Annotated in this window: 9 protein-coding genes; 5 read left to right on the top strand and 4 right to left on the bottom strand. The window is 35.7% G+C overall.

Going from position 1 to position 13,088, the window contains the following annotated elements:
* Positions 1 to 29 precede the first annotated feature (29 nt).
* Positions 30 to 2,927: an AsmA-like C-terminal region-containing protein gene (locus B0I22_RS04950; protein WP_133943540.1), complete on the top strand. Its 2,898-nt coding sequence runs from the start codon at positions 30 to 32 to the stop codon at positions 2,925 to 2,927.
* A 45-nt stretch (positions 2,928 to 2,972) separates the two neighbouring features.
* Here the strand turns inward: B0I22_RS04950 and B0I22_RS04945 are convergent, their stop codons facing one another.
* On the bottom strand, positions 2,973 to 3,743 hold the full coding sequence (locus B0I22_RS04945; protein ID WP_133943539.1) for a DUF2971 domain-containing protein: 771 nt from the start codon (positions 3,741 to 3,743) through the stop codon (positions 2,973 to 2,975).
* A 350-nt stretch (positions 3,744 to 4,093) separates the two neighbouring features.
* Here B0I22_RS04945 and B0I22_RS04940 point away from each other — a divergent pair, with 350 nt between their 5' ends.
* The 3 genes from B0I22_RS04940 (at position 4,094) to B0I22_RS04930 (ending at position 6,856) form a co-directional block, all read left to right on the top strand.
* A complete protein-coding gene (locus B0I22_RS04940) occupies positions 4,094 to 5,275 on the top strand; it encodes an acyl-CoA dehydrogenase family protein (protein ID WP_133943538.1) in 1,182 nt (393 codons plus the stop codon).
* A 302-nt stretch (positions 5,276 to 5,577) separates the two neighbouring features.
* Positions 5,578 to 6,150 (top strand): DUF1287 domain-containing protein, encoded by a 573-nt coding sequence (locus tag B0I22_RS04935; RefSeq protein ID WP_133943537.1) that lies wholly within the window; start codon positions 5,578 to 5,580, stop codon positions 6,148 to 6,150.
* A 55-nt stretch (positions 6,151 to 6,205) separates the two neighbouring features.
* On the top strand, positions 6,206 to 6,856 hold the full coding sequence (locus tag B0I22_RS04930) for a peptidoglycan recognition protein family protein (protein WP_133943536.1): 651 nt from the start codon (positions 6,206 to 6,208) through the stop codon (positions 6,854 to 6,856).
* Between the two features lie 116 nt (positions 6,857 to 6,972).
* On the opposite strand, the gene B0I22_RS04925 is transcribed toward B0I22_RS04930, so the two are convergent.
* The 3 genes from B0I22_RS04925 to B0I22_RS04915 all read right to left on the bottom strand — a co-directional run bounded on the left by B0I22_RS04925 (position 6,973) and on the right by B0I22_RS04915 (position 11,595).
* Positions 6,973 to 9,666 carry a PD-(D/E)XK nuclease family protein gene (locus B0I22_RS04925; RefSeq protein WP_133943535.1) on the bottom strand — a complete coding sequence of 898 codons (2,694 nt, stop codon included), beginning with the start codon at positions 9,664 to 9,666 and terminating at the stop codon, positions 6,973 to 6,975.
* Positions 9,667 to 9,881: 215 nt separating this feature from the next.
* Positions 9,882 to 10,793, bottom strand: a complete 912-nt coding sequence (locus B0I22_RS04920; RefSeq protein ID WP_133943534.1) for a glycosyltransferase family 2 protein — start codon at positions 10,791 to 10,793, stop codon at positions 9,882 to 9,884.
* Between the two features lies 1 nt (position 10,794).
* Entirely contained in the window at positions 10,795 to 11,595 is an 801-nt protein-coding gene (locus B0I22_RS04915; RefSeq protein ID WP_133943533.1) for a class I SAM-dependent methyltransferase, read from the bottom strand.
* A gap of 183 nt (positions 11,596 to 11,778) precedes the next feature.
* Here B0I22_RS04915 and B0I22_RS04910 point away from each other — a divergent pair, with 183 nt between their 5' ends.
* Positions 11,779 to 12,963, top strand: coding sequence for an MFS transporter (locus B0I22_RS04910; protein ID WP_133943532.1), 1,185 nt, complete (start codon positions 11,779 to 11,781; stop codon positions 12,961 to 12,963).
* Positions 12,964 to 13,088 lie beyond the last annotated feature (125 nt).

Raw genomic sequence — 13,088 nt, 5'->3', positions numbered from 1 at the left:
CTTTGAATTAATCATAAAAATCTATGTTTATGAGTGCGGGAAATATCATAACAGTGCTACTGAAAATATTAAAATGGCTGGGAATTACGATTGCCTCTATCCTATTTCTAATGTTCATCATTCCAATACTTTTCCCTGGGCAGATTTCGAATCAGGTCAAGATATTTGCTAACAAACATCTGGCTGGTGAACTCGATTACAAGAAAACACACCTGACATTTTTCCGCCACTTCCCTTCTCTAACGGTTTCTGTGGATGATTTTTTACTCAAAGGTTCCAAGCCATTTGAGCAAGATACATTGCTCGCAGCAAAAGACGTTTCGGTCGGAATCAATCTTAAAAATTTGATTTTTGATGGCGAGATAAAAATAGATGAAATCTACGTGAACGACGCTACAGCCAATGTTTTTGTCAATTCAAAAGGTCAGGCGAACTACAATGTTTATGTTTCCAAACCTTCGGAAAAACCAAAAGACACAGCAGGAACGGGCGCATCGATTAAATTAGATTTGATTCAACTGAAAAATTGGAATATCAAATACAATGACCACGCAGCCAATGTTTTGGTCAATGCAAAAGGTCTTAACTACACAGGGAAAGGTGGATTGAGTGAAGATATTTTCGACCTCGAAACCGACCTTGGAATCGACAAACTTGATTTTGCTTTGAACAGAATTTGGTACGCTAAAGAAAAGTCACTTCACGCCGATTTGATTACGAGAATCAACACCAACGCTTTGACTTTCGTCTTAAGAAAAAATGAGTTGCGAATCAATGAACTTCCTTTGAAATTTACTGGTTTTGTCAGTATTTTGAAAGATGGTTATAATCTGAACATCAATGCGGCGTCGGAAAAAACGACGATTAAAGATATGTTGTCCGTTTTGCCTCCGCAATATTTAGGTTGGGTGAAGGATACGAAAATCGAGGGAAACAGTGATTTGTTCTTTAGTTTAAAAGGTCGATTCAGTGAGCCGAAAAATTTGAAGCCCGATTTGAAAGCAAGTTTGAAAATCGATAAAGGTTCGGTTTCCAACAGCAATGCGCCGGTTCCGATGAACAATCTGAATCTGGATTTGAATGTTGATTTACCTTCGCTGGACACCAACAAACTCCTACTCGATTTGAGAAATCTGAGTTTTGACCTTGGAAAAAATAATAAGTTCCGAGCTATTGTAAGAACGCAGGGAATGGACGAGATGAAAATCAATGCCAACATCAAAGGTGGAATTGATTTGGCCACTTTGGATTCGGCTTTGGGATTGAAAGATATTGAACTGAAAGGTTTGATGAATACGGATATTCAGTCGAACGGGATTTTCAACTTAGATAAAAAATTGTTCCCAAAAACAAAAGGTTATCTGAATCTGAAAAATGGCTGGCTAAAAACAAATTATTATCCAAATGCGATTCAAAACATCAATATTTTAGCGAATATTTATAACACAGATGGGACTTTCAAAAGTCTGGGCGTGAAACTCGACCCATTCAAATTTGATTTTGAAGGCAATCCTGTTTTCGTGAATGCCGATTTGCAAAACTTCGAAGATTTGTTGTATAAAGTCAGAGCAAAAGGTGTTTTGAATATTGGTCGAATCTATCAGGTTTTCAAGAAAGAAGGATTTGATGTCAGTGGTCTGATAATGGCCGATTTATCTTTGAATGGTCGTCAAAGTTACGCGACAACCGGCCAATACAGCAGGCTTGATAACCGAGGAAACTTAATCCTGAAAAACATCAAAGCCACGACGGAATATCTACCAAAATCATTCTTCATTAAAGAAGGAAACTTCGAATTTGAAAATGAAAAAATGTGGTTCAGAAAGTTCTATGCAACTTATGGTAAATCCGATTTTGCTTTGAACGGTTATCTTTTAAATACCATTAATTACTTCATCGAGAGAAAAGGAACATTGCACGGGAAATTTCATCTCAAATCGAATTATATTTTGATTGATGAATTTATGGCGCTGAAAGAAGGCGACAACAAAGACAAATCGCTGGCCGTTGAATATGCGAAAGAAGAAAATCCAAAAAGCAGCGGCGTTGTGATTGTACCTACAAACCTCGATGTTTCATTGGAAGCGAATGCAAAAAAAGTAGAATTTAAAGGTCTTGGACTGAATAATCTTGTTGGATTAGCTTCTGTAAACAAAGGCGAAGTTTATCTTAAAAATACAACATTTGACATTGTTGGCAGCCGAATGGGAATTGATGCAAGATATCAAAACGAATCGCCGATTACAGCCAATTACGATGTCGCTTTGAAAGTCGATAACTTCGATGTTCAGCGCGCTTACAAGGAAATTGATATGGTGCGTGAAATGGCGACAGCAGCCAAAGATGTGAAAGGAATTGTGTCATTGGATTATAAACTGAAAGGCGATTTCGATGCGAATATGAAACCGATTTATCCTTCACTTGAAGGTGGCGGAAATGTCAATCTGAAAGATGTCGAAGTTAAAAACCTAAAAATGCTTTCAGCAGTTGGAAATGACCTTGGTGCTAATGCCTTCAATAACCCAGATATGAAAGGCGTTGACATCAAAACGAATATCAAAAATAATTTGATTCACGTGGATCCATTTACTTTTAAAGTTTCAGTTTTGAGACCATCCATCAGCGGAACGACGAGTTTCAATGGCCTACTCGATTTCCGAATCCGAGTTGGATTGCCACCAGGCGGATGGATAGGTTTCCCAGTTGTAGTCACCGGAACGCACGAGAAACCGAAAATCAAAATCTTCAGTAAAACTGGACAAGGCATTATGGAAGCACTTTACAACACCAAATCCAACAAAGTCATCCGAGAAGAAAAACGGGCTGAGAAAAAATCCCGAGCACAACAACGAAAAGAAAAGCGCGCTCAAGAAAAGAAAGCTGAGAATGCCGAGAAGCAGATTGATAAAGATTTGAAGAAGAAATAGAAAGAAAGCTCCAAACAAATTGGAGCTTTTTTAAAATTATTAGTATTATATTATTAATTGTGTCAATGTCAGCCCAAATCCGTCTTCCATTAATTCAGAGTTGTAAATTTTAATATGTGGTTGATTACTTTTTACAACATTAACTATTTTTTCTCTAAAGTCGTCAGAAGTTCTAAGTCCAAATATCACACTTCTTATCGCAATTGGATTAAGAGTATGAATTCCGGGAGGATTTTTTAATAATCTTATCTCATATTCTTGTCTCCAAAGTTCTAATTTAGTGTGGAAAATTTTCAAAAGTGCTTCGTTATCACCATCTCCAATAGAATAGTTAATTCGATTTAAATCACGGACATATTCAACATTTCTGATTCCATTAAAAAAAGTTTTGTCATTTTCTGTATTATATTGAACACAAACACCTTGATGATTATTACAATAATTTGCCCATAACATTATATTAAGTGGAGAAATAGAAAAACAAGCTATTCCTGTATAATTGATGAATTCAATTACTCCTTTCTTTACAAATTCTAAAAAATCTTTTTTATTACCGAATTTTTCTTCAAAATAATCGATACTTAACTTATCTGTTAATTTTGATTTAAGAAATTCAATTGATTTTTTTACACTTTTATCATTATCATCAATATTTACAAGTTTATGGGACGCATCAAAAGGGTCATTAAGTTTTTCAGAATTTGCGAAATAAATGTAATTATTTTTTATTTCATCAATTGTGAAATCATTATCGCTTCTATAACGAAATAAGTATGGTATTTCAGCTCTACTTACTTCTAATTCATCATTATTCATTTTTTATTTATTTCTAACGATAAAAATAACATTAATCCCAACACCATTCTAAAAAATAGAAACTCATTTCATTACAAAACCATCGTTTTCAAACCAAACAACTTTGCAGAAAGTCTCCCACGATTAGTGGGAAACAAAACAACTTTTACTTTTGTCACAAAACGAGGGTTTTTAAATCAAAGTAAAAGTCATTTGGTTACAAAACCCTATTTTTATAACCTCCGCCAAAGTTGTGCAGGTCTGAAAACGACTTGCGGAACAATTATGATGTTTTTCAGAAAATGAATTATTTGTGAACAAATTTTTTTGGTAATTCAGGAAAAGCTCTATTTTTAGGCAAAACAAAAACAATGTCATATTACCCGTTAACAAGCATACCAGATTATTACTCCATAGACGCTCTTTTGACCGAAGAACACAAGCTTATCCGTGATTCTGTAAGAAGCTGGGTAGAAAGTTTCGTAATGCCGCAGATAGATGAAGCAGCGCAAAATCATACGGATATCCCCGGATTGATGAAGGAATTGGGAAATATCGGCGCACTTGGACCTTACATTCCTGAGGAATATGGCGGTCCAGGACTTGACCAAATCTCCTATGGATTGATTATGCAGGAATTGGAAAGAGGCGATTCGGCGGTTCGTTCTGCGGCTTCTGTTCAGTCTTCTTTAGTGATGTTCCCTATTTTCGAATATGGTTCTGAGGAGCAAAAAAGAAAATACCTTCCAAAACTGGCTTCTGGCGATATGATTGGATGTTTTGGTTTGACAGAACCTAACCATGGTTCCGACCCTTCTTCTATGGAATCCAAATTCACAGACCAAGGCGACCATTATCTTTTGAATGGTGCCAAAATGTGGATTACAAATTCTCCCGTTGCTGACATTGCTGTAATATGGGCAAAAGGCGAAGACGGAAAAGTACGAGGAATGATTCTGGAACGAGGAATGGAAGGTTTCACAACGCCAACGACGCATAACAAATGGAGTTTGAGGGCTTCCAAAACCGGAGAATTGGTTTTCAATAATGTGAAAGTTCCGAAAGAAAATTTGCTTCCAAATATTGAAGGTTTGAAAGGGCCATTGTCTTGTCTTAATTCTGCAAGATACGGGATTTCTTGGGGCGTAATCGGTGCAGCGATTGATTGTTATTGCACAGCTGTTCAATATTCTAAAGAGAGAAAACAGTTTGGAAAACCAATTGGTGGATTCCAGCTTCAGCAAAAAAAATTAGCTGAATTCCTGACCGAAATTACTAAGGCACAATTGCTTTGCTTCCAATTAGGGAATCTTAAAAACGAACATAAAGCTTCGCCAGCACAAATCTCTATGGCGAAAAGAAATAACGTAAAAATGGCAATCGACATCGCCAGAGAATCTCGACAAATGCTTGGCGGAATGGGCATAATGGGAGAATTCCCGATGATGCGCCATGCTGCCAACTTAGAGTCGGTAATTACTTACGAAGGAACTCACGACATCCATTTGTTGATTACAGGAATGGATATTACGGGCATCAATGCCTTTGGATAAGACCAAATCAATCTTATATATTTTTAACAGAAACCTGCGGAATATTTTCGCAGGTTTTTTCGTTCCAATAGCAAGTGTATTATTGTAATATTAAAAATTTAATCACAGGTCGCTCCTACGGAGCTTTAGTTCGATGCTAAACTGTATCTATTAACAGATTGCTACTAACTGAGCAGGAATTTAATCCCGTCGGGATTTCTGTTAATAGAAAAAAGCTGTCAAAAAACAAAGCTCCGTAGGAGCGACTTGTTAATTTCTTGTAAACTTGTTTTTATTATAATTCAAACTAATCAATCATTAATATGAAAAAATATTTCGCCATTCTATTCTTTGTTTCCATTACGATATTTGGACAAAATTTTCAAACCAAACTTTCCAATGCAGCCATTAACCTGACTAAAGACAAAGTGGTTTATGACCCAACTTATTTTAATCTGAAATATCCGAATGGCGATGTTCCAGCTGACAAAGGTGTTTGCACCGATGTTGTAATTCGTGCTTACCGCAAATTGGGAATCGATTTGCAAAAGGAAGTTCACGAAGATATGGCGAAGAATTTCTCCAAATATCCTAAAAAATGGGGACTGAAAAGACCAGATACCAATATCGACCACAGACGTGTTCCAAATCTGATGGTTTTCTTTTCAAGATTTGGGAAGGTAAAACCGATTACGAATGATGCAAAAGATTATGTTCCTGGAGATATTGTCACTTGGGATTTGCCTAAAAATCTGACACATATCGGGATTGTAGTTAATCAAAAATCAGCGGATGGGAAACGTTATTTGATTTCACATAACATTGGCGCAGGACAAGTTTTACAGGATTGTCTCTTTAGTTGGACGATTACGGGGCATTATTTTTATCAACGATAATAAATGATAAGTGATAAATGAAAAACTTTTGTGACTTTTGTGCTTTAAAATAGTTATGACTAAATTTTTTCAAATATTATTTCTGAGTTTTTGCTTTCTATATCAAGCTCAAAACTTAAAAATCATTCAAAAACCAATTGATTATTCTAAGGAAAAAATCAAATTGAGTTTGGAATATATGAAAGAGCACCACGGTTTAGATCAGAAAACGCCGAAAATCACACCGAAAATCGTCGTGATGCATTACACAGCTGGCGGAACTGTGGAATCCAATTTCAAATACTTCAACAATCTACATCTTGAGAATCAAAGAGCAACGCTTAAAAAGCAAAGTTCTCTAAATGTCTCTTCACATTTCATCATCGATAGAGATGGAACAATCTATCAATTGGTAGATCCAGAACTATTTGCCAGACACACCATTGGACTGAATTATTGCGCCATCGGCGTAGAAAATATCGGAAGCAAATCTCAACCATTGACTGATAAACAAGTTGAAGCCAATGCAGAATTAGTAGAATATCTTGCAAAAAAATATCCGATTGAATATCTCATCGGACATTCCGAATATGGCGTTTTCCGAAACTCAAAACTTTGGAAAGAATCTGATCCGAAATATTTTACAGGAAAAGCAGATCCGGGTGATGACTTTATGAAAAAAGTAAGAGCTAAAGTGACGGATCTGAAATTGAAAAGCCAGCCTTGATATGATTTGAGATTATTTTCAATTTTGTCATTCCGGAGGAATCTAAACACGCTGAAAATAAAACAGTTTGGATTCCTTCGGAATGACAAAATTGTGTTTTAAGATAATGCTATGAGTTACCAACTCACTTTTTCCTTTTCTTCAAAAGGAACTTCAGGATTCAAGATTTCAGCAATCAAATTTCTGATAGAATCTTCTACTTCAGAATCTTCAATATCAATGAAATTAAGGTTTTGCGGACCGTTATTCACTTCTGCGAAAGACCAAATGGCGGTTTCCACATTTTCTGGTTTAATATTTAAAGAATTGGTGATGCAATATTTATAAATCGAAAGTTGTAAAGCTTGTTTGTAATCATCATTAAAAAATAATTCCGGCAATTTTTCTTCCTTATTCTTTCCTAAACTAACGGTTAATTTTTTTGGTTTCGCCGTTTTGTAATCAATCACTCGAGTTACTCCGTCCAAGCGGTCAATTCTGTCGATGAAACCGTAGAAACTGATTTTGTCGGTTCGGTTTTCATCAAGATAAAAATCACAATTGATTTCTTTTTCAAGGTCGATGATCTCTAATGCTGAACCATTTTTCACCAATTCCAAATCATATTCTACAATGTTACGCACTACCCTTTTGGCGATTTCTTTATGAATGAAATTCATTCCGCGTTCATAGAATTCGGATTGGTGTTTTAGTTTATCAATCGCATCTTCAATAGATTCATCCACTTTTTGAAGTAAATCTTCTAAATCATTAATTGATAGAATTTTACCTTTGATTGGTTCATGCAAAAACTGCAAAGCATAATGAACCAAATTCCCATAATTTCTTTGTGAAAGTTCTTCTTCGATTTCGTTGGTTTCTCTCGTTTTTAGGATTTGATTGAGATAAAAATCAATTGGATTATAGAGATAGGTCACAAGATGTGAAGCAGAAACGCGGTTTTTCCATTCGTTTAAAAGTTGAATTACCGCTTCATTCTTCTCGATTTTCATTAGCTCTTGAGAAATTGTTTCAGAAGTATTTTCAATGATAATGTGTTCGATTTGGTGTGGACTTTCCATTTCGAGTTGAGTGATAAATCGGCTTTTCTCACCAGTGTTTACACCAGAACTCAAAGCGTTGTAAAGCAAATGCACATTCTCTGAATTTTGAATTAATCTATAAAAATGGTAAGCGTAAATACTGTCATTTTCCAGAAAAGTATTCAGTCCAAAATTTTTGCGGACATCAAACGGAATGTAAGTATTTTGGGTATTTCCTAATGGCAATTTCCCTTCGTTAACGGAAAGGAGAATGATATTTTTAAAATTCAAAAGTCGGGTTTCCAACAATCCCATAATTTGAAATCCGGCCAATGGTTCTCCCACAAAATCAATGCTTTCTGTGTTGACCAACTGATTGATGAGAACTTCCAAAGTCTCAATTTTAATTTCGATTTTATAAGGCAACAATTGGTTTTTGATGACTTTGAAAACCTTTTCAAAATGCGCCACATTCTCATATTGAATATCATCCAACTCTTTGAATTTCAATTCATAGCAGAATTTAATTAAAAGATCCAGAAAATTTTGAGTTGATTCCGGTTTTTGAAGCAATTGAAAATAACTGAGTTTTCCAAGTAATTCTGCCAATAGATTTTTGGAAATATAAACAATGTTTCTTTCTTCGATTTTGGCAATAAATTCCTGAATGACCGCGCTGTCTATTTCATCATTCGGAAGTTCTTCCAAAATTGGTAAGACATCGGCGTAATAATAGCTGGAAGACTTTTTTTCCTGTTGTTTTTGAAGGTAAAATAGTTTTTTGATCGCATTGCTAAATGACAAATTTTTCAATGGAAAGCCCATCGTAATGTTAACACTTTCAACTGAAGTTAAACTGTCCAAAACGGCTGGCAGAAGATTCTCATCCAACAAGACCAAAGCTGTTTCTGATAATTCTTCTTTTGGAATTTTCTTCAGAATTTCAGGGAGAACTTTTGCCTGAACGATGTTTCCGGAAACTTCATAAGTTTTAATGCTTTTTGGTTGAGAGAATTGATCATCAATCCAATTAAAGTTTCTGTAAAGGTCAAATTCTTTCCATTTGATGGTGTCTCTGAGGAACTTTCCGGATTCCTGTCTTGCATCGTCAATGTAATATTTGTCGGCTTGGAAATAGGTTTCAGCTTTGTTCCATTGCAGTAATTTTCTTACAAGTTGTTCCTCGACTCTTGATAGCGCATTGAAACCGCAGAAAACAAAATGATTCTGAGTCGATTTTGCGAAATTTTCTAATTTGGAAAAAGCTTCCTGATAGATCATTCCTGCAGTTGCGAGATTTTCTTTCTTTAAATCTGATTTCAGAAGTGGTAGAAACTCGTTCATTTTTCGCCAGAAATTGAGGTTTCTCTTTCTTGCATTATCATCATCGCCAAGGTCTTCGCCCCAGTTTTTAATGCGCTCTTCATCCAACATCCATTCAAGAATCTTTTGGTCATTTTCTGAGAATTTCATCATATCATCCCAATCTTTTTGGAGTGTTGGAAACCATTTCAGGAAGCCTGAGAAATCTTCGGAAGCATCTACCTTCTGATAGGTTCGGAAAGCGAAAAGCCAGAGTGCGATTCCTTTTACTTCCAAATCTTCAGAAAGTTCTGCGATGAGTTCGTCTATCGTCACGAAGTTGGGCAAAAGGCCTTGGTACTGCTTTTCCTGCAAGATCCTTTTGATGAAGACCATTGGACGTTTTCCGGGTAAAACAATGTCTAAGCCCGAAAGGTCTTTGTGATTTTCTAATAATTCTGAAATAATCCTTTGGAGAAACTGCATAAAAAAAGCCTTTTGAAGTAAAGGCTCAATTTAGATATTTTTTCGTTGACTTTGAAAAGATTTTTAAAACAAAGTCACAATTTTTTTTGAAATGATTCAAAATAATTTGATTGATATCTGCTTAACATTTAATGATGAATAAAAGTAGAATCATTTTGTATCTTCAAATACAGAAGCGCAAAAATCATAATAAATTGAAAGAGAATATGGAAAACTTACAAGCCGAAGTTTTTGAAGAACTCTTTCCAACGCAGATTTCTTATAAATTTAATTTCATCTTTGCTTAATTCCCGTTTTTCATTCTGTTTCAAAAAAGAATTAATTGTGATGAAAAACCCTTTTGCAGAACGATTTTTGAAACTGGATTTTGCAGAAGAAATCATCGCCAAAGGCAAACTCAAACCAATATTGTAAAAATATTGTCCGAGTTTTTCTGCCTTCTGATCTTTGTATTTATAAGCCGTTGGGCGCAAATGTTTTACCCAAATATATTTAATAGTCACAACTTCCCAATCATTTTTTTTCGCCAACAAAACATCCAAATTGTCCCAGCCCAAAACTGGTCGAAGTCCATTCATAGCTTCAAAACACTCCTTTCTGTAAGCCTTAATCGGACCACGAACGTGATTTTTGGATGATAGATTTTCGAAAACCCAATCGTGATTTTTATTATTAAAATCTAAGAGATTTTCACTCGGTAATTTCAGGTTTTTAATCTGTGGATTTTGTTTGTAATTTCTAATGTAAACCAAACCGGAAACCAATCCAGCTTTTGGATTTTCTTCAAAAACCCGATTGACTTTTTCAAGATAATTTCGTGGAAAAACAATGTCTGCGTCGTACTTGCAAATCACATCAAAACTTTTCCAATCCACAGATTCCAATCCTTTGTTAAAGGTCCGCACCACTTTTGCGCCAGGAGAATGTTCTGATTTTTCTAAGCTTAAAACTCTGAACCTTGAATCTTGAACCTTGAAACTATTAATGATTTCTTTGGTTTTATCCGTAGAACCATCATTCACAACCACACAGGTAAAGTCCTGAAAACTCTGCTTTTGCAAAGATTCCAAACACGAAGCAACGCTCTGTTCTTCGTTGTGAGTGGGAATAATGATGAGAAATTTCAAATTAAAATTGATTTGATTTTAATTTCACTTCAAATAAAACTTCTGGTGTTTTCGGACTTTCAAACGTTGAAGTTTTGTATTTTTTCTTGGTAAAAATAGCGCACATTGTATTTTGTGGATGATAAAGATTTTGATGCAGTTCTTTCGGCAACGCATCCAAAATCGCTTTGAAAACTTCGTATCGGATTTTCTCAGGATTGTAGGCGTAATCGTGCCAAACCACCACAGTTTCATCGTGGACCAAATGTTGGAAAACCTTTTCTGTATCGTGTTTTACCATCTCATAAGAATGGTCACCATCGATGAAAATCAAATCATATTTTTTATTCAATCCAGCAAAATTATAGGTTTTGGTATTGCCTTCCAGATGAAGGATTTTTGGATTTTTCTTGGACAAAATACCGTGAAGTTCCGCATATCTTTTATTCCAACCCATCGCTTCCATTTCTTGTTTTGAAAGGTTGAGCGTTGTACAATCATCGATTTCTTTGGCAACGTTCCAAACACTTTCGCCTCGCCAAGTTCCAATCTCGAAATAAGATTCTTTTCCTTTCGCTAAAGTCTTTAACAAAGCCAAATCTGTAGGAAGTGAACCACCATCCAAAATGCACAAATCAATATCAGCTTCAAAATTTCCACCCGATATCTCGTCCAGAGAAACTTCTGGAAGACTCAAAAATTGAGGATACCTTTTTTCAAATTCCTGTTTTCTAATATCATTCAAATCGAGAATAATATTGAGTAAACTTGGTTCTTTAATGATGTACTGAATGGCGTTTTTTAACTTCTGAAGCTTCGTCATTATGGGTTAAAATTAGTTTTAAATTAGTCTAATTTGAGTTAGAAGCCGAAAGTTACAGATTTTTCTATATATCTGACGGTGATTATTGATTTCATCTATAAAAAATTATCAATTTATTAACCAAAAAACCGCTGTCTAAGAAATAATTGTGGGGTAATTTTGCATCTTGATATTTTTAATGATATGGATGCAACGATTGACAACACACGGAACAGTTCACTTTCCCTTATTTCATATATTATTTTCACGTTTATTGGTTATTTCATTATCGGATTATCGCTTTCCGTTTTACCGATTTTCATTCATCAAGGTTTGGGATTCAGTATGTTGGTAGCGGGAATTGTGATTAGTTTGCAATATGTGATGACATTTGTGATGCGCGCTTATTCTGGCAAAATAGTGGATAACAAAGGTCCAAAACCAGCAGTTCTGGGAAGTATGTTGGGGTTTTCAGTGACCGGAATTATTTTGATAATGGCGTTTTACTTTAAGTTCTCTCCTATCACGAGTTTGGTTTTCCTGATTTTCACCCGTTTGCTGACTGGTTCTGCAGAAGGAATGATTGGCGCAAGTCCCATCAATTGGGCGATTATGAGTCTTGGTGAAAAACATACCGCAAAAATAATTTCTTACAACGGCGTTGCGTGTTACGGCGCTTTGGCTCTGGGTGCGTCTTTGGGCGTTGTGATTGTGAAGAATTTCAGTTTTTATGGATTGGGAATTCTGATTATCATTTTAGGCTTGATTGGCTATTTCTTCGCCAGAACCAAAGAAAATCGAACCGGCAAAAAATCTGAAGAAGCTCAAAAATCTTTCTGGAACGTGCTTGGAAAAGTCGCGCCTTTTGGGATGTGTTTGGCTTTGGGGGGATTGGGATTTGCCACGATTTCAACATTCATCACGCTTTACTACGATTTTCACCATTGGGAAAACGGCGCACTTTGTCTGTCGGTTTTCGGGATTTTGTTCGTCGTTTCGAGATTGATTTTCAGTAATGCAATTAACAGATTTGGCGGAATCAATGTCGCAATTGCCAGTTTGACGGTTGAAACATTGGGTCTGACCATCATTTGTTTAGCGACTCATCCTTATTTGGCTCTCGTTGGCGCAGGAATTACGGGATTAGGATTTTCATTGATTTTCCCAGCTTTGGGCGTGATGGCGATGAAAACTGTTCCATCATCCAATCAAGGTTCGGCGTTGGCTGGTTATGGATTGTTCATCGATATTTCTTTGGGAATCACGGGTCCTTTGATTGGCGGTGTGGCTGATGCTTTTGGGTTGGCGTATATTTTTCCCTTTAGCATTGCGATTGTTTTGGTTGGATTGGGCTTGGCTTATTTTCTGAAAATGAAATTGTCTGAATAATCTAAAATTCTCGCTGATTTAGCACATTTTATTAATGAAACCGAATCTGCAAAATCATCTTTATCTAGAACAAAATTAATTATTTCCTTCTACAACTAAATTCACAAGTTTCTTCCTAATTTCGC

This window comes from Epilithonimonas xixisoli, from assembly GCF_004365655.1.
Lineage (GTDB): Bacteria > Bacteroidota > Bacteroidia > Flavobacteriales > Weeksellaceae > Epilithonimonas > Epilithonimonas xixisoli.
This window is presented reverse-complemented; position numbering and strand designations above follow the sequence as displayed.